This is a genomic window from Corynebacterium ureicelerivorans, assembly GCF_000747315.1.
GTDB classification, from domain to species: domain Bacteria; phylum Actinomycetota; class Actinomycetes; order Mycobacteriales; family Mycobacteriaceae; genus Corynebacterium; species Corynebacterium mucifaciens.
Genome location: NZ_CP009215.1, coordinates 1257266 through 1274544 on the forward strand (window position 1 = coordinate 1257266; position 17279 = coordinate 1274544).

Annotated in this window: 16 protein-coding genes; all 16 read right to left on the reverse strand. The window is 66.6% G+C overall.

Going from position 1 to position 17279, the window contains the following annotated elements:
- Nucleotide 1 precedes the first annotated feature (1 nt).
- Nucleotides 2-1213, reverse strand: a complete 1212-nt coding sequence (locus CUREI_RS06270) for a phosphoglycerate kinase (RefSeq protein WP_038611712.1) — start codon at nt 1211-1213, stop codon at nt 2-4.
- Between the two features lie 92 nt (nt 1214-1305).
- Nucleotides 1306-2316, reverse strand: a complete 1011-nt coding sequence (gene gap / locus CUREI_RS06275; RefSeq protein WP_038611715.1) for a type I glyceraldehyde-3-phosphate dehydrogenase — start codon at nt 2314-2316, stop codon at nt 1306-1308.
- A 240-nt stretch (nt 2317-2556) separates the two neighbouring features.
- Nucleotides 2557-3525, reverse strand: coding sequence for a DNA-binding protein WhiA (whiA, locus tag CUREI_RS06280; protein ID WP_038611718.1), 969 nt, complete (start codon nt 3523-3525; stop codon nt 2557-2559).
- Nucleotides 3526-3571: 46 nt separating this feature from the next.
- Nucleotides 3572-4537 (reverse strand): gluconeogenesis factor YvcK family protein, encoded by a 966-nt coding sequence (locus tag CUREI_RS06285; protein WP_038611721.1) that lies wholly within the window; start codon nt 4535-4537, stop codon nt 3572-3574.
- A gap of 33 nt (nt 4538-4570) precedes the next feature.
- Nucleotides 4571-5482 carry an RNase adapter RapZ gene (gene rapZ / locus CUREI_RS06290; RefSeq protein WP_051952245.1) on the reverse strand — a complete coding sequence of 304 codons (912 nt, stop codon included), beginning with the start codon at nt 5480-5482 and terminating at the stop codon, nt 4571-4573.
- A gap of 51 nt (nt 5483-5533) precedes the next feature.
- Nucleotides 5534-7597 (reverse strand): excinuclease ABC subunit UvrC, encoded by a 2064-nt coding sequence (gene uvrC / locus CUREI_RS06295; protein ID WP_038611723.1) that lies wholly within the window; start codon nt 7595-7597, stop codon nt 5534-5536.
- A 3-nt stretch (nt 7598-7600) separates the two neighbouring features.
- Nucleotides 7601-8134: a PH domain-containing protein gene (locus CUREI_RS06300; protein WP_236627164.1), complete on the reverse strand. Its 534-nt coding sequence runs from the start codon at nt 8132-8134 to the stop codon at nt 7601-7603.
- 73 nt (nt 8135-8207) lie between these two features.
- Nucleotides 8208-8693: a 6,7-dimethyl-8-ribityllumazine synthase gene (ribH, locus tag CUREI_RS06305; RefSeq protein ID WP_084768214.1), complete on the reverse strand. Its 486-nt coding sequence runs from the start codon at nt 8691-8693 to the stop codon at nt 8208-8210.
- 9 nt (nt 8694-8702) lie between these two features.
- On the reverse strand, nt 8703-9980 hold the full coding sequence (locus CUREI_RS06310; protein ID WP_038611729.1) for a bifunctional 3,4-dihydroxy-2-butanone-4-phosphate synthase/GTP cyclohydrolase II: 1278 nt from the start codon (nt 9978-9980) through the stop codon (nt 8703-8705).
- Nucleotides 9981-9991: 11 nt separating this feature from the next.
- Nucleotides 9992-10579 carry a riboflavin synthase gene (locus CUREI_RS06315; RefSeq protein ID WP_038611732.1) on the reverse strand — a complete coding sequence of 196 codons (588 nt, stop codon included), beginning with the start codon at nt 10577-10579 and terminating at the stop codon, nt 9992-9994.
- Nucleotides 10560-11558, reverse strand: a complete 999-nt coding sequence (ribD, locus tag CUREI_RS06320) for a bifunctional diaminohydroxyphosphoribosylaminopyrimidine deaminase/5-amino-6-(5-phosphoribosylamino)uracil reductase RibD (RefSeq protein WP_038611734.1) — start codon at nt 11556-11558, stop codon at nt 10560-10562. Before ribD ends, CUREI_RS06315 begins: the two co-directional genes overlap by 20 nt.
- Complete coding sequence (gene rpe / locus CUREI_RS06325; protein WP_038611736.1) at nt 11555-12217, reverse strand: ribulose-phosphate 3-epimerase; 663 nt, start codon at nt 12215-12217, stop codon at nt 11555-11557. Before rpe ends, ribD begins: the two co-directional genes overlap by 4 nt.
- A 5-nt stretch (nt 12218-12222) precedes the next feature.
- A complete protein-coding gene (locus tag CUREI_RS06330) occupies nt 12223-13716 on the reverse strand; it encodes an RsmB/NOP family class I SAM-dependent RNA methyltransferase (RefSeq protein WP_038611740.1) in 1494 nt (497 codons plus the stop codon).
- Complete coding sequence (gene fmt, locus CUREI_RS06335; protein ID WP_038611742.1) at nt 13713-14642, reverse strand: methionyl-tRNA formyltransferase; 930 nt, start codon at nt 14640-14642, stop codon at nt 13713-13715. The genes CUREI_RS06330 and fmt overlap by 4 nt, the downstream gene beginning before the upstream one ends.
- An 8-nt stretch (nt 14643-14650) precedes the next feature.
- Entirely contained in the window at nt 14651-15142 is a 492-nt protein-coding gene (def, locus tag CUREI_RS06340; protein ID WP_038611744.1) for a peptide deformylase, read from the reverse strand.
- Between the two features lie 40 nt (nt 15143-15182).
- Nucleotides 15183-17192 carry a primosomal protein N' gene (locus CUREI_RS06345; RefSeq protein WP_038611747.1) on the reverse strand — a complete coding sequence of 670 codons (2010 nt, stop codon included), beginning with the start codon at nt 17190-17192 and terminating at the stop codon, nt 15183-15185.
- Nucleotides 17193-17279 lie beyond the last annotated feature (87 nt).

Genomic DNA, 17279 nt, shown 5'->3' on the forward strand with positions numbered 1-17279 from the left:
ACTAGTTCAGAACGGAGACGCCCGGCAGGTCCTTACCCTCAATGAGTTCGAGGGAGGCGCCGCCGCCGGTAGAGATGTGGGAGAAGCCGTCCTCGTCGAGGCCGAGCGTGCGCACCGACGCCGCAGAGTCGCCGCCGCCGACGACGGTGAAGGAACCGTTGTCTTTGGTCGCGGCGATCATTGCCTCGGCCACAGCCTTGGTGCCATCTGCGAAGTTCGGGAACTCAAACACACCCATCGGGCCGTTCCAGAACACCGTCTTGGAGGCTGCAAGTGCCTCGGCGTAACGCTTCGCTGTCTCTGGTCCGATGTCGAGGCCCATCCAGCCCTCCGGAATCGCATCCACGCCGACAATCCTCTTCTCGGTGTCCTTGGCAAACTCGGCGCCTGCGGCGACGTCCACCGGTAGCAGCAGCTTCTCGCCGAAACGCTCGATGAGATCCTTGCACGTGCCCACCATGTCCTCTTGAAGGAGGGAATTCTGCACGTCGTGGCCTTGAGCAGCGAGGAAGGTGTAGCACATACCGCCGCCGATGATGATCTGGTCCGCTTTCTCCGCCAGCGCTTCGATGACACCGAGCTTGTCAGACACCTTCGAACCACCGAGCACCACCACGTACGGGTGCGCCGGGTCGTTCTTCACGGAATTCAGGGTCGCGACTTCCTTATCTACGAGGTAGCCCGCGTAGGCGGGCAGCGCCTTCGCCACGTCGTAGACGGAAGCCTGCGCGCGGTGGACCACGCCGAAGCCGTCGGAGACGAAGGCGCCGTCGTCCGCCGCGAGCGCGGCCAGCTCGTCGGCGAACGCGGCCCGCTCTGCCTCATCCTTGGAGGTCTCGCGCGGGTCGAAGCGGACGTTTTCCAGAAGGAGGATCTCTCCTTCGGTCAGGCCGTTTGCACGCTCGTGCGCGTCCTCGCCTGAGACATCGGCAGCGAGCGGGACGAACTGGCCGAGCCGCTCGGAAAGCGCCTCAGCAACGGGTGCAAGCGAGAATTTGGGGTTGACCTCGCCCTTCGGACGCCCCAGATGCGCCATCACGATGACCTTCGCGCCTGCGTCAAGCAGGGCCTTCAATGTGGGCAGCGACGCGTCGATGCGACCAGCGTCGGTGATGTTGCCGTCGTCATCGAGCGGGACGTTCAAGTCCGACCGCACCAGGACGTGGCGCCCGTCCACGCCTTCGTCGAGAAGCTGCTGCAGATTCTTGGTCATAGGTCTCTCCTTCATTGTGTGAACCGTATCCATCGTATGAAAAACGGGCCCGCAACGTCACTATTGTTGCGGGCCCGTATCAGCGTCACGCCTTACAGTTTGTCAGCCACAAACTTTGCCAGGCGGATGTACTGCGAGGTGTACGACCACTCGTTGTCGTACCAGGAGATGATCTTGACCAGGTTTCCGTCGATGACGCGGGTCATGCCCGCATCAAAAATGGCCCCGTGGGTGTTGCCGATAATGTCGGAGGAAACGATCGGGTCTTCGGTGTATTGCATGGCGCGGCCGAACTCCGCGTCCTGCACCGCGTTCTTCACCGCCTGGTTGACGTCCTCCACGGTGACGTCCTCGCGCAGGGTTACCGTGAGGTCGGTCGCGGAACCGGTGATGGTGGGCACGCGCATGGCGAAGCCGTCCAGCTTGCCCTCCAAGTTCGGCAGCACCAGGGCCACTGCCTTCGCGGCGCCGGTCGTGGTCGGCACGATGTTCTGCGCCGCCGCGCGTGCACGACGCAGGTCCCTGTGAGGTGCGTCCTGCAGCCGCTGGTCGCCGGTGTAAGCGTGGATGGTGGTCATCAACCCACGCTCGATGCCAAACGCATCGTCGAGCACCTTAGCTACCGGCGCAAGCGAGTTGGTCGTGCAAGATGCGGCGGAAATGACATCTTCGCTACCCGTGTAATCGGTGTGGTTGACGCCCCACACGTAGGTGCCGTCCACCTCCTTGCCCGGCGCAGAAATGATGACCTTCTTCGCGCCGGCGTCAATGTGCGCCTTGGCGTCAGGGCCCTTGCGGAACACGCCGGTGCACTCGAGCACGATGTCGACATCCGCGTCGCCCCACGCGAGGTTGGCGGGATCCTTCTCCTCGGAGACCGCGATCCGGCGGCCGTCGACCGTGATGGATTCGTCGTCGTACTCGATGTCGTGGTCGAACTGGCCGTAGGCGGTGTCGTACTTCATCAGGTGAGCCAGCGTCTGGTTGTCGGTGAGGTCGTTGATCTTGACGACTTCGAGCTCGCCCTTGTACTCGTTCTCGATGATGCGAAACGCTGCGCGGCCGATGCGGCCGAAACCGTTGATGCCAATGCGGGTAGTCACAGTCAAACTCCTCGTCTTTGTGCCTGTGTCGTTCCGATTTCGAGTGTAATGAGCTTGACTTTTACCTGCAGGGGGCGCGGGCGTGGCAGAGAAACCGGGGGCAGGAACCGCAACCGGATCTGCCAATCAATGTGGGTTTGAGCCCGGATCGATCGCGGCGGGGGGGTGAGCGCCAGCAGTTTTCTACCCCCGGAGTGACACAGACCGGACCTGATGTGACAAATGCCACTGACTGCCAGCCTAAGTGGTGGCTGTCCCGTGAGTGTCTTCAATGCCGAGTTCTGCCGCCCGTTTGTCGGCCAGCGACAGGAGGCGACGAATGCGGCCTGCGACCGCGTCCTTGGTCATTTGCGGATCCGCCAGCCGACCGAGCTCCTCCAGTGACGCGTGACGGTGCTCGACACGGAGGAAGCCGGCTTCGGCGAGGTGCTCAGGAACGTCGTCACCGAGAATGTCCATCGCCCGCTCCACGCGAGCCGCCGCGGCTGCAGCCGCCTGCGCGGAGCGGCGCGTGTTCGCGTCGTCGAACGTGGCGAGACGGCTATTGGTCTTCGCGGTGGCCGCCCGGGTTTCGCGCTTGGTGTCCCATTCGATACGGGCGGCGGGCGCACCCATGCGGCTGAGCAAAATGCCGATTGCCTCGCCATCGCGCAGGGTCACGCGCTCGATACCTCGGGTCTCACGAGTCTTCGCCGTGAGCCCCATTCTCCGAGCCAAGCCCACCAGGGCAAGTGCCGCCTCTTGGCCTGGGCACGCTACTTCGAGGCTTGCGGCGCGACCCGGCTCAGTGAGCCGACCACGGGCAAGAAACGATCCGCGCCACGCGGCCTCCACCCCGGCCATGGGGCCCGAGATGATTTGCCGCGGCATGCCGACTACCGGGTGACCGGACGCGGTAACGAGCTTCAGCGAGCGGATAACGTCCGCCGCTCCGTCCTCAACCCGGACTTCATAACGGCAATCCCGGCTGGCGGACGATGCCGGAATAAGCTCCACCGGCGCGCTAACCGCACATAAATCGGTCAGCGTGCGGGCCAAGCGACGGGCGACTGCCTCCTCTGCAAAACCAGCAACAATGGCGACACCCCGCTCAGAAGGACGCAGCTCCCCGCCGAAGCGAATCAGCGCGGTCGCTTCGGCACTGCGCGCTTCCAAACCGCCGCCCGTGGCGCGCAAAAGCTCATCCTTGACCTTGGCCGTCAGCGCCACCGGCGCCTCCCCTCATCTATCGTGCAGGTGTGAATCGCCCAGCAGTCTATCGCGTGGGGCCAAGTGCCTTGAGGGCAGCTGCCAATTTGTCGGGGTCGTGCCGGTTCGAGGCCACCCGGTCGTCCCCCACCTCACGCAGCGGCGCAAACACCACCTGTGCGCCCAATCGGCCCGCGGCCCGCGCGATGTTGTCCCGCTCGCCGGGGGACGTGGCTGTGTGCTCATCCGCAAGCACATAATCCACCCGCAGGTCCGGGGCGTGCTGCGAGAAGACGTGGATATGGCGCTCGGTGCTAAAACCCGGTGTCTCCCCCGCCTCCGGGGACAAGTTGAGGATGACCACGACGGTCGCATCCGTCTCGTTAAGGGCCTGCGCGATATCGGGGACGAGAATGTGCGGGATGACAGACGAGAACCATGAGCCGGGTCCGATAGTCACCACATCGGCATCCAGGATCGCCCGCACCGCTGCGGCGCTGGCCGCCGGCTGCGCAGGGATCAGCCGCACTCGCCGCACCGCGCCAGGAGTAGTCGCCACCGCGACCTGCCCGCGCACGGCACGCAGCACACGAGGATCGTCGTCTAACCCCGCAACTTCCGCCTCGATGTCGAGGGGCTGGGGGCACACGGGGATCACCCTGCCTGCGGATCCTGTCCACGCCGCGACTCGGTCGAGAGCCGCCTGCGTGTCGCCGAGGCGCTCCGCAAGCCCAGTGATGAGGAGGTTGCCTAGGGCGTGGCCCGCCATCGCTCCGTGGCCTCCGAACCGGTGCTGAAGCGTCTCGCGCCACATCGAGCCGTCCTCGTCGCTCGCTGTCAGCGCGGCGAGCGCCATACGCAGATCACCTGGGGGAACAATGTCCATCTCGCGGCGAAGACGGCCGGACGATCCTCCGTCATCAGCCACCGTGACTACGGCGTTAATGGTGGAGGCTCCCGCAGCGCGCGCAGCGGTCAGCGTCTGGTACAGGCCGTGCCCTCCCCCAAGGCACGTATACGACACATGGCTCACTTGACCCTTCTTTCTCTGGCCTGGTGTGTGGGGTTAGTGGCGCTCCAGGTCACGGTGGATGACATTCACGTCCACCTGTCCCTGTTGGCTCAGCCGCTTGCCGATTGCCTCTGCCACCGCAACCGAGCGGTGGTGTCCACCCGTGCAGCCGACACCGACGGTAATGAAGTCCTTGCCCTCGTGGCGGTAGCCCCCAAGGGTGCTCGAGAGCAACTCGACGACGTTGTCGACGTAGTCCCTGGCACCGTCCTGGCTCAGCACGTAGTCGGCCACGGCCTGGTCTACACCGCGGAATTCGCGCAGCTCCTCCACCCAGTACGGGTTTGGCAAGAACCGGACGTCGAGCACGATATCGGCGTCGCGCGGTGAGCCGTGCTTGAACCCGAAGGATTCGATGGTGATGTGCTGCCGCCCGAGGGGTAGTTCACCCACCGACGCCTCAACCGCGCGGCGCAGGTCATGCACCGACAAGCTGGTCGTGTCGATGATGACGTCGGCAGAGGCCCGGAGGTCCTCCATTGCCTCCCGTTCGCGCTCAATGCCGGACTGCAGCGTGCCGTCGCCCTGCATCGGGTGGGTTCGCCGCACCGAGTCGAAACGGCGGATGAGGACGTCGTCGCGTGCCTCCAAGAACAGAATGAACGGGTCGTACCCGCGCTCGCGTATCCCCGCGATGGTGCTCATCAGCGAGCCCTTGAACATCGACGCACGGACGTCGGTGACAACCGCGAGGCGGTCGACGGGAGAATCATCCGCCGCAGCGAGGTCGACGAGCTCCAGGATGAGCTGGGGAGGCAGGTTCTGGGAGACGAAGTAGCCTTTGTCCTCGAACACCTTCGCTGCGGTGGACAAGCCGCCGCCGGACAGGCCCGTGATGATCACCGGGCGCGTCCGCGCCTCAGTGGTGTCGTGGGGCAACGCGGGGGTGTGGGGTGTGGTGGGCATAGCCCTCATCCTAGACAAGGCGGCAGCGAAGCGACGTCGAGAAGCCGCGTGCTACTGGTCGTGCAGGTGGCCGTAGATGGTCTCCGCCAACTTTGGTCCCACGCCCTTGACCTGCTGGATTTCCTCGACCGACGCCTCCTTGATCTTCTTTACCGAGCCGAAATGCTTGACCAGGTCCGTGCGGCGAGCGGGCCCCAGCCCCGGAACGGCGTCGAGCGCGGAGGAGCGCATGCGCTTGGAGCGCTGCTGGCGGTGGTAGGTGATGGCGAAACGGTGCGCCTCGTCGCGCACCTGCTGCAGCAGGTACATGCCCTCCGAGTTACGCGGCAAGATAACCGGCTCGTCGTCGTCCGGAACCCAGACCTCTTCCAAACGCTTCGCGAGGCCGATGAGCTGCACATCCACGATGCCGAGCTCGTCGAACACCTCCTGAGCGGCCGTAACCTGGGGCTTGCCGCCGTCCACGATGAATAGCTGGGGCGGGTACGCAAAGCGCTTCGCGCCCGTGGTCTCGTCCGCCTCGTCCTCGAAGGTTTGCTCGTCTGCCACCTCGTCCGGGTTCGCCAACTTGTCTTCGTTGTAGCGCTTGAAGCGACGGCGGGTCACTTCTGCAATCGAGCCGACGTCGTTGGAATGGCCGTCACCCGCGGCCTCCTTGATGCGGTAGCGACGGTAGTCGTTCTTCTTGGGAAGCCCGTCCTCGAACACCACCAGCGACGCAACAACGTCGGTGCCCTGAATGTGCGAAATATCCGTGCACTCGATGCGAAGCGGCGCCTCGTCCATGCCCAGCGCTTCTTGGATATCCTGCAAAGCCTGCGAGCGGGCCGTGAGGTCGCCCACTCGCTTGAGCTTGTGCTGGTGCAGCGCCTCCGCCGCGTTCTTGTGCACGGTCTCCATCAGTGCCCGCTTGTCGCCACGCTGCGGCACGCGGATGTCGACGGGCCCGCCGCGAAGTTCCGCCAGCAGTTCCGCAACCTCCGGCAGTTCCGCCGGCAGCGCCTCCACGAGAATCTCGCGGGGCACCGGCATCGGCGCCTCCGCCTTCGCGCGCGATTCTTGGTCGACACCGCGGCGGCGCACCTTCTGCGCCTCGATCTTACGGTCTTCTTCCTGCTCAAGGCGCACCCGCTCAACGGCATCCGAGTAGTACTGCACGAGAAAGTTCTGCATCAAGGTGGGCAAGGTCGGATCTGCTTGACCTTCGTCAAGGCGCTCGGAGGCGCCCGGCTCGTCGCCGGTTTTCTCGACCACCCAGCCGCGCTGCGCCTTGATGCGGCCGTCCCGAACATTGAAGATCTGTACCGCGGCCTCAAGCTCGTCGGTGTCGAACGCGACGATGTCGGCGTCGGTGTCTTGGCCCAGCACCACCGTCTGGCGCTCCATGACCTTGTTCACCGCCCCCAAGTCGTCGCGCAGCCTCGCCGCGCGCTCGAACTCCAAGTTCTCCGCTGCCTCGGTCATCTGCGTGGTGATGCCGCGCACTAGTTGATCCGTGCGGCCGGACATGAACCCGAGGAAGCCCTGGACAATCTCGTCGTACTCCGCCTCGTCCACGCGCCCCACGCACGGGGCCGCGCACTTGTCGATGTATCCCAGCAGGCACGGCCGCCCGAGCGATTCGTGGCGGTTAAACACTCCGTTTGAGCACGTGCGTATTGGGAAAACGCGGGTGAGTAGATCAAGCGTCTCGCGCACGGCCCACGCATGAGAGTAGGGGCCGAAGTAGCGCACGCCCTTGCGCTTCGGGCCGCGGTAGAAAAACGCGCGTGGGTAGCGCTCCCTCACGCTGACCGCGAGCATGGGGTACGTCTTGTCGTCGCGGTACATGACGTTGAACCACGGGTCGAAGCGCTTGATCCAGGTGTATTCCAGCTGCAGCGCCTCCACCTCGGAGGCCACGACGGTCCACTCCACTGAGGCACCCGTGTACACCATCTGGCGGGTGCGGGGGTGCAACGTGTTCGGCGGCTGGAAGTAGTTGTTCAGGCGCGCACGCAGGTTCTTTGCTTTACCCACATAGATGACGCGGCCATCGCGGTCACGGAACTTGTATACGCCCGGATCGGTCGGGATTGTGCCCGGTGCTGGGCGGTAACTCTGCGGATCTGCCAAGGGTTAATCCTGCGGCATGTACTGGGCTTCCAGAGCCCGGAAGTCCTCCACGGCCTTCAGCGCCCACTCCTTGTCGGCGGATTGAATGGCCCACAGCGGGACGTATTCGAACTCCGGCAGTTCCAGCCGCGCCATACGCGAGCCCTTGGGAAAGCTCAGCCCGTAGATCACCACCCACGGGTAGTAACGGGTGCCGATGATGTTGCGTACCTGCACCCCGTCCTCGTTCGCGCGCACGCGTGGGCGCGTCAGAGCGATCCACGACAACAGGGAGATGACGAGGCCGACGCCGATGAAGGCGAATTTGTCTAGGTCGGTGATGGCCACGCCCGTGAACTCCGCGTCCACGGCCCAGGCCATGAAAACGTGCACTGCCATAACCAAGACGACCCAGCCCACGGCCACGTTGCGTAAAAACTTGGACGAGATCTCAAGGTCCCACGGCTTCCTGGTTGTGGTCGCGTGCGGGTCGAGCGCGTTGAGGTAGGCAACCTCGTCCCGGCCCGAAAGTTCCGTCGGGTTGTGTTGGTGAGCCACTCCCACTCTCCTTACAAACGCTCGAGCTATGTGCGTGTCGACGCCCGCAGGCGCACCACGCTTTCCGGTTACTCTAACCCTTCAACGGCAGGGCACGAACCTTACGCAGCTCAGCGGCGGTGCCGGCGGCCGCTCGCATAGCCTCCGCGCCTTTGTCCTCCTTGGCGTCTTCCCCGCCGGCGCGCTCATAGGCCTGGTCCTCGTCGTCGACGGTGAGCACGCCGTTGCCTACCGGGGTCTGCTCGTCCAGCGCAACCCTGGTCAAACCGGTAGTGACGGAATCGCACACATACTGGAAGTGCGCCGTTTCCCCGCGAATGACGCAGCCGAGGGCCACAACCGCGTCGTAGCGCCGCGCGCACGCCTGCACGACGACCGGCAGCTCCAGTGCGCCGGCCACGGCGTACTCCTCCACCTTCACACCGAGTTCTCGCGCTTCATCCCGCGCACCGCTGCGCAGCAGGTCGACGATTTTGTCGTTCCAGCGGGTGTAGACGACCGCGATGGTCATGCCCTCCGCGTGTATGGAATAGTCCTCTGGTGCTCCGGTCGATGCCACTGGTGCTCCTTAGTGTTCGTACCCCGGATGCGCGGCCAGCCATTCGGCTACGCCGGGCAAGTCGTGCCCCATCCGGTCGCGCTTTGTGCGCAGGTACTCGATGTTGTCGTGTGTGGGAACGATTTCGATCCTACTGCGGCCCGCCACCTCGGGGCCGTAACCCGTCAGCGCGTCGATCTTTTCCGGGTTGTTGGTGAGGATATCTAAGGAACCCATCCCAAGATCGGCCAGGATCTGCCCCGCGGCGGAATACTCCCTCGCGTCCGCAGGCAAACCCTGCTCCAGGTTGGCGTCCACCGTGTCCAAACCCTGATCTTGCAGGCGGTAAGCCTTAAGCTTGGCCAGCAACCCGATACCGCGGCCCTCGTGCCCTCGCAGGTACACCACCACGCCGCGGCCGGCCTGCTGGATGCGACGCATGGATTCGTGCAGCTGCGGCCCGCAATCGCAGCGCTTGGAGGCGAACACGTCGCCCGTTAGGCACTCCGAGTGCACCCGGACGAGCACGTCGTTCGCGCCCGCGAGCGTGTCGACGCCTCCGGCCACCAACGCCACATGCTCCACCCCGGTGATGGTGTCGCGATAGCCCACCGCGGTGAATTCGCCGTACTCGGTGGGCAGCGCCGCCTCCGTGACGCGCTCAACGGTGCGCTCGTGGTGGCGGCGGTAGTCTGCCAGCTGCTCGATGGAAATCATGGGCAGGTTATGGGTGTCAGCGAAGCGACGCAGCTCCCCGAACCGCGCCATGTCCGTGGGGTCGTCCTCGGAGACGATCTCGCACAACGCCCCCACAGGCGCCTTGCCGGCCAGGCGCGCAAGATCCACCGCTGCTTCGGTATGGCCGGGGCGCTCGAGGACGCCACCTGCCTTCGCCCGCAACGGGACCACGTGGCCGGGCCGGGTGAAGGAGGCGGGGGTGGCGGAGCCGTCGGCGAGCATTGCGATAGTGGTCGCGCGCGAGCGGGCGGAGATGCCGGTGGTGCCTGTGGCCGCGTCGACGGTGACCGCGTAGGCGGTGCCGTGGAGATCCTGGTTGTCGGCCACCATCGGCGGCAGCTCGAGCGCGGTGGCGCGCTCGTCCGACATGGACACGCAGATGTAGCCGGACGTGTGGCGCACCGTGAAGGCCACGAGTTCCGGTGTTGCGTCCTGGGCGGCGAAGATGAGGTCACCCTCGTTTTCCCGGTCCTCGCTGTCCACCACGACAACGGCCTTACCTGCGCGGATGGCGGCGATGGCCTCCTCGACAGTATCCAACGTGGAGTTCAACGAGTTGAGGGAAGTCATAGCGCTCAACCCTAACCCTGCACCATCTTTTCAACGTATTTGGCCATCACGTCTACTTCCAGGTTCACCGGATCGCCCGGTTGTAGCGCGCCAGCGGTGGTCTCGCTCAGTGTGGTGGGGATGAGCGACACCTCGAAGTACCCCTCACTCACCGCCGAGACGGTCAAGGACGTGCCATTGACGGCGATCGACCCCTTCTCCACGACATAGCGGTTTAACTGCTGCGGCAACGTGAAGCGCACGACCTCCCAGTGTTCCGAAGCTGTCCGCGAAACCACCTCGGCCACGCCGTCGACGTGTCCCTGAACGATGTGGCCGCCCATGCGCTGGCCGGCCGCGAGCGCGCGCTCAAGATTGACCCGCGACCCGGGTGCGTAGGAGCCGAGCCGCGAGCGGTCCAGCGTCTCGCGCATGACGTCCGCGGTAAAGGTGCCGGAGGCGTTGTCCACCACAGTCAGGCACACGCCGTCCACGGCGATCGAGTCGCCGGCGACCGCGTCTTGGGTGACCTTGGGGGCGCGCACGGCGATCCGGACGGCGTCGCCAAGCGGCACCAGCTCTTCCACCGTTCCGATTTCCTCAATAAGTCCCGTAAACATCTCTCTCCATTTCTATGAACACGTCATCGCCCACCTGCCGCACCGCGGTGGTGCGGAAGCGGTAAGCGTCGGCGATGGTGCCCGCGATCGCACGATCCAGGACCCCGCGGCCGGCGCCGAGGAGCGCGGGCGCGATATAGGCCTGCACCGTGTCCACCAAATCCAGCTCAAGGAAACTCGCGGCGAGTGTCGCCCCACCTTCGACCAGCACGTCGCGCGCCCCGGTGTGCCACAGCGCGTCCAGCGCCTCGTGGGGTGCGGCGTACTGCTCGAATCCCAGGCGCGAGAGGTTGCCCTCGGGGACCTCGCGTGAGCCGATAACCACGTGGCGCGGCTGGTGCTGTCGAAGCGTGCCGTCTGGGAACCGTGCGGTCAGCGACGGGTCGTCCGCGATCGCGGTGCCGGTGCCGACGATGATTGCATCGATCTTCGTGCGGTCCTCGTGCACCTGTTCCCTGGCGGCTTCGCCTGTGATCCACTGACTCGTGCCGTCAGCTGCGGCGGTAAAACCGTCGAGCGTGGAGGCGAACTTCAGCGTCACGCTCGGGCGACCGTGTCGCACAGAGCGCAGCCATGGTTGCAGCGCCGCCACCCGCACCGGCCGGAAGTCCACCTCAACGCCGTGGTCCCGCAGGTACGCGGCCCCGCCGGCAGCTGCTTTGTTGGGGTCGGCGGTGAAATACACCACCCGTTTAACCCCCGCCTCTACGAGCGCACGGGCGCATGGGCCGGTGCGACCAGTGTGGTTGCACGGCTCCAGGGTCACCACGGCGGTGGCGCCCCGGGCGCGCGCACCCGCCTGTCGCAGGGCGTTGATCTCCGCGTGCGGCCCGCCCGCTGGCGAGGTCGCGCCGGTTGCGATGAGCTCACCGGAGGCGCTGACAAGCGCGCAGCCCACCGGCGGGTTCGGCGACGTTGTGCCACGGACGGATTCACCTGCCGCAATCGCGGCGGAAATTGCGCCGAGTTCCTCCGTCACGCCTGCGCCGCCTCGCGGGCGAGCTCGCGCAGACGCTCCACCGCCTCGGCCGGATTAACGGCGCCAAAGACTGCGGAACCGGCCACGAACGCGTCCACGCCGGCCTCTGCAGCCTGGGCGATGGTCGCGTCCGCGATGCCGCCGTCGATGCCGATGATGGTGTCCAGGCCTGCCTCCGCGATGCGGTCGCGCAGCACCATCACCTTGCTCAGCACCTCCGGCATAAATTTCTGGCCGCCAAACCCGGGCTCCACACTCATCACCATCACCTGGTCGAAGTGCTCGAGGTCGTCCAGGTATGGCTCGATCGCGGTGCCGGGCTTGATGGCAAACCCCGACTGCACCCCTAACTCGCGGCACTGCTTGGCGGCCCCGACGTGGTCATCGGTGGCCTCGACGTGGAACACAAGGCGGTCGCCGCCGGCACGCACATAGGTGTCGAACCAACGCTCAGGCTCCTCGATCATCAAATGCATGTCCAGGAATTGGTCTGTGACCCCGTTGACCGCCTTGGTCACGTCCGGGCCGAATGAAAGATTGGGCACAAAGTGGCCGTCCATGATGTCCACGTGGATCAGGTCCGCGTTCGCCACCTTGCGCACGTCCTCGCCGAGAGCCGCGTAGTTGGCCGCCAGAATCGATGGGGCAATCTGAATCATGGGCACTACCCTAGCGTTCCGGTTTTGCGCAGCACCGCGTAGAACATCGCGTCGGTGCCGTGCCGGTGGGGCCACATCTGCACGCTCGGGCCGTCGCCGACGTCCTCCATGCCGGCGGCCCACTCGCGAGCGTCGAGTTCCTCAACGCAGCCTTTGGCCAACTGCTTCTCGACGATCCTTCGGGTCTCTCGCACATCCGGCGAGCACGTGGAATAGACGATGACTCCGCCGGGCTTAGCCAGCTCAACCGCCGACTCCAGCAACTCCTCCTGGAGCTGGTTGAGCTCGGCGATGTCGCTCTCCGCTTTCGTCCAGCGAGCTTCCGGGCGGCGCCGCAAAGCCCCCAGCCCGGAGCAGGGAGCGTCCACAAGCACGCGGTCGTAGCCCGGCTCGAGGCCGGTGTCCCGCCCGTCGGCGGTGTGCACCGTCACAGGCAGGCCGCGCACCGTCTTGGCAATCAGCTCCGCACGGTGCGGACTGACCTCCACGGCGTCGACCGTGGCGCCGTCAATTGCCGCGATGGCACCCATCAGGGCAACCTTGCCTCCAGGCCCCGCGCACAGGTCGAGCCACCGGCCGTGATCGTCGCCGACCGGCACCTCAGTAACCGCCCGAGCGATGACCTGGGAGCCTTCGTCTTGCACCGCGGCGAGGCCGTCGCGCACCGGGTCGAGCTGCCCCGGGTCCCCCTCCGGCAGGTAGACCGCGTACGGCGAGTACTTACCCTGCTCGCCACCCGTGGACAGCGCGAGCTCCTCGGCGCTGATCTCGCCGGGGCGCGCCACAAGGTGCACAACCGGGCGGGCTGAGTCCGCCTCGAGCGCGGCCTCGAGCTCGCCCCTCTTGTCGCCGAGCGCCTCGGCAAAGGCACGCGCGATCCACTCCGGGTGGGCGTGGGTGAAGGCGAGCGCTCCCATCTCGCTTTTCGGCGCAAGCGTGCGCAGCCACTCCTCAGCAGGCGTGCGGCCGACGGAGCGCAACACGCCGTTGGCAAAGCCTTTGGCCTTGTCGTGGCCGGCCGCCTCGACCAGCCGCACGGACGTGTCCACTGCGGCGTGGTCGCCGACGCGGGTGTTCAGGAGCTGGTAGGTGCCTAGGCGAAGCGCGGCGAGGACCTCGGGCGCAATGCGGTTGAGCTCACGCGACGAGTTCTTCGCTATTACCGCGTCGAGCACCCCGAGCGAGCGCAGCGTGCCGTAGGCCAGTTCAGTAGCAAATGCGGCGTCGCGGCCGGCGATCGCCCGCTCCCGCAGGATGCCGGGCAGGGTGAGGTTGGCAAATGCCCCGTCCCGTGCCACGCGCAACACGACCTCAAACGCCGCCTCGCGCGCCGGGTCACCGATGCTGGCCGGACGGCCCTTCACTGTGTAGCGCTGGCGTCCACCACCCTGCCCGCGCGTCTGGTGCCGCGCCTGTGCGCGGCCCTGCTTCTGGCCCTTATTGCCTTCCGGCTTGTCGTCGCGGCGCCCCGCGGAGCGCGACCGAAACCCTCCGCTCATTCGAACACCACTCCCTCTTTCGCTTCCGGGCTGAGCCCGCGAGCCCAATCCGCAGCGTTCATCATTTTCTTGCCCGGCGGCTGGATCGTGCCCAAGCGCACGTCGCCGTCAGCGGTGCCCACCAGCACCTCATTTTTGCCAAACCACGCCTGGCCCGGGGCCAGTGTGTCCCCGTCAGTCGGGGTAATGGGGCCGAGCTTGAAGCGTTCCTCCCCGCGCATTGTCCACGCACCGGGCGCTGGGGTGTGCGCCCGGATGCCGCGGTCAATCACCGAGGCCGGCTGTGCCCAGTCCACCCGGGCGTCCGCCGGGGTGATCTTGTGGGCGTAGGTTCCCTCCTGCGGCTGCGGGGTGGGCGTTGCGGTCCCGGCCTCGAGCGCGTCCATGGTCGCAGCCAGCAGGCCCGCGCCCGTGTCGGCGAGGCGCTCCAGCAGTTCTCCGCTGGTTTCGGTCTGCCCGATCCCAGTTTCCAGCTTGCCCAGGATGTCTCCGGTATCCAGGCCCTCATCGATGCGGAAGGTGGTGGCGCCGGTCACCTCGTCACCGTTGGCGATCGCAGCCTGCACCGGTGCTGCGCCGCGCCAAGCCGGGAGCAGCGAGAAATGCAGGTTCACCCATCCGTGCGCCGGAATGTCCAGCATGTCGGCTGGGATGAGGTTGCCGTACGCGACCACAGGCACGGCGTCCGGGGACAACTCGCGCAGCCTGTGCTGGATGGTGCTGTCGCCCGCCAGTGTTTCCGGGGTAAGCACCTCGATACCGTGCTCGAGCGCGAGCGCCTTTACCGGCGAAGGGTGCAGCGTTCGACCCCGTCCTTTGCGGGCATCCGGGCGTGTGAGCACCGCAACCACCTCGTGCTCGGAGGCGAGAAGCCTCCGCAGCGCCACCGCCGCAGGCTCTGGGGTGCCGGCGAATACCAGTCGCATGTGTGTGCCTACCTCCAATCTGCGGCACGGATTGCCGCCATTGCTTCCTTGCGCTGTTCGGGTTCCATCCTGCGCATAAACATCACGCCGTCCAAGTGGTCCGCCTCGTGCTGGATGCACCGGGCTAGTAACCCCGTCCCGCGCAGCGCCAGCGGCCGGCCGAAGCAGTCTTGGCCCCGAGCGACCACCGCGTTGTGTCGGGTGACCTCGCCACGCACACCCGGCACGGAGAGACAGCCCTCCATGCCAGTCTGCAGCCCCTCGCCCAGCGACTCCCACACGGGGTTGACAATGTGGCCCCGCATGCCTTGGCAGTCGAAGACGAACACGCGGCGGGCCAGTCCGATCTGGTTGGCGGCGAGGCCGACGCCGCCGGCGTGGTCCATCGTCTCCAGCATGTCTCGAACAAGCCGTTCCAAGGCTGAATCGAAGACGGTGACCGGATCAGCGACGGAGTTGAGCACTGGGTCGCCGAACAGACGGATATCGCGGAGAGCCATGTGGAGGAAGTCTACTGGCTCACCGCTGCACCCCCGCGCCTTAGCCGATGTCGACGGGGTCCACCTGGATTCTCAGCGGCAGGTCCTGCCGCGCCGTCGTCCAGGCCACCGCGCCAGCGCGCAGCGCCTTGCCCAGCGCGGCCCGCCCAGCGAGCGGAGTGCGGACGAGCATCCGCTGCGCTGGCCCGAGCGCCTCCCGGTTCCACTCCCCCGGCAGCCGCACCCCGGGCGGCAGATCCACGGGCCCGAGTAACTCCGCATGCTCCGGCAGCTCAGTGCGGGCGAAAAACTCGTCCAACCCGTCGCGGGGGGCGTCCGCGACCGCGACGTGCACCGCGGGCGGGAATCGCGCCTCCCGCCGCAGGTTCAGTTCGAGCGCGGCGAAACCGGGCGCATCCCACCGGATGAGGTGCTGCACCACCGGCAGCGACGGCTCCGCCACGACGACAACCTCCCCGCCCGATGCGTGCGGCTGCACGAGTGTCGCCGCAGCCATCCAGCGCGCGAACGTGTCTTCCACGGCGCGCAGATCAGGCCGCTGCAACAACGCCCACGCGTCAAGCAGCACGGCGGCGCCGTAACCGCCGTCGACCCGCGGCTCCGCGCCTGGGGTGGCCACCACGAGCGCGGCTCCGGGCTGCACCTCCGCCCGCACGTGGTCGCCGCCGGAGGTCACGACCTTGTACTTGGCAAATGCCCGGCCCAGCTCTTCGGCTGTGCGGTCCGCGCCGAGCACTACCGCCCGCAGCTTGCGCGAGCCGCACACCGGGCACACGTGCGCCGGATCCATCCGCCCGCACCAGCGGCACGTCGGCGCCGCGGCCTCGCCACCGGACGGCAACCCCAGCGGCCCGTTGCACCACCTGCAGCGCGCTGGGGTGCGGCACTGGCCGCACGCGAGTGCCTGGATGTAGCCCGTGCGCGGCACCTGGAACAGCACCGGCGTGCCTCGCTCCAGCGCTTTGGTTGCCGCTTGGAACGCCGCCGACGGCAGGCGTGCCTGCCGCGCACGCGGGTCGCGCTCCATCTCAAAGTCCGAGTCACCCGCAGCGTGGATATATGGGGCGCGGGTGCGCAGCGTCTGCTTCGGCGCAACGAGCTCGTGCATCCAGCCCGACTCCACCAGCAGCTGCACCTCCGCGGTGCGGGCGTGGCCACCGATGAGCAGCGAGCACCCCTCCTGCGCCGAGCGGGTGGTCAACACTTCCCTGGCATGCGCATACGGCGCCCGGGGGTCCACCAAGTTGGAGTCGCCGTCGAACATCACCGCGGCGAAGCGCAGGTCGCGCACGGGTGCGAACGCCGCAGAGCGGGTGCCCACCACGATGCGCCCCTGCCCGTGCAGTACGGAGAGATAGCGCGAGTAGCGCGCCTGCGGCCCCTGCGAGGCCGTCAAGGTGGTCACCTGCCGCGGGCCGACGAACTCGCGCAGCGCGGACTCGCACGCATCCACGTCTTTTTGGTCCGGCACGATGATGAGCGCCCCGGCCCCGTCCAGTGCCACCTTCGCCGCCAGCGCCGCCAGCGCTGCCGCCCAGTCGTCGCCCGGCGCCACCTGCCACGCAGCCCGCGCGATCTTGCCGGCCACCACGGCATCCACGAAGGACTGCCCGAACGCGTATGGGGTCCACGCGGATAAGTCCGGCTCCCCAACGTCGCCGAGTTCCTCCCACGGCGTCGAGGTGTCTGTCTCCTCCGCCTTCGCGTGACGCGCCGGGATGGCGGAGCGGTAAATGTCGGATCTGACACCCGCGTAGCGGTCCGCCAATGCGTCGACTAACTCGCGCACCTTGCCCGGCGCGACCACCTCCGGCGAGATGACGCGCTCAATGAAACGCAGTGTGCCTTCGTGGCGCGATGTGGATGCGCGCTCGAGCACAATCGCGTCCACTAACCTGCCGGCGAACCGGACGCGCACACGTACACCCGGCTGCACCGCGTCCGCGTGACCTTCAGGTACGAGGTAGTCGAACGGCCGGTCCAAGTGCGCCAAGCCGAGCATGGGCAACACGCGCGCAACGGGTAACTCTGCGGCAGGCGTGTCAGACATGACCCCGGATTCTAAACGACTCCCCGACACCGACCCCGGTACGTAAGCCCCACCGCGCGCCAGACCACCACATGGAGTACGAATAAG

What these genes read in the sequence shown, in the direction of transcription:
- CUREI_RS06270 (WP_038611712.1), bottom strand. Translation starts at nt 1,213, where the DNA reads ATGACCAAGAATCTGCAGCAGCTTCTCGACGAAGGCGTGGACGGGCGC.
- rapZ (WP_051952245.1), bottom strand. Translation starts at nt 5,482, where the DNA reads ATGCCCACCACACCCCACACCCCCGCGTTGCCCCACGACACCACTGAG.
- CUREI_RS06310 (WP_038611729.1), bottom strand. Translation starts at nt 9,980, where the DNA reads ATGACTTCCCTCAACTCGTTGAACTCCACGTTGGATACTGTCGAGGAG.
- CUREI_RS06315 (WP_038611732.1), bottom strand. Translation starts at nt 10,579, where the DNA reads ATGTTTACGGGACTTATTGAGGAAATCGGAACGGTGGAAGAGCTGGTG.
- rpe (WP_038611736.1), bottom strand. Translation starts at nt 12,217, where the DNA reads ATGATTCAGATTGCCCCATCGATTCTGGCGGCCAACTACGCGGCTCTC.
- CUREI_RS06330 (WP_038611740.1), bottom strand. Translation starts at nt 13,716, where the DNA reads ATGAGCGGAGGGTTTCGGTCGCGCTCCGCGGGGCGCCGCGACGACAAG.
- fmt (WP_038611742.1), bottom strand. Translation starts at nt 14,642, where the DNA reads ATGCGACTGGTATTCGCCGGCACCCCAGAGCCTGCGGCGGTGGCGCTG.
- def (WP_038611744.1), bottom strand. Translation starts at nt 15,142, where the DNA reads ATGGCTCTCCGCGATATCCGTCTGTTCGGCGACCCAGTGCTCAACTCC.
- CUREI_RS06345 (WP_038611747.1), bottom strand. Translation starts at nt 17,192, where the DNA reads ATGTCTGACACGCCTGCCGCAGAGTTACCCGTTGCGCGCGTGTTGCCC.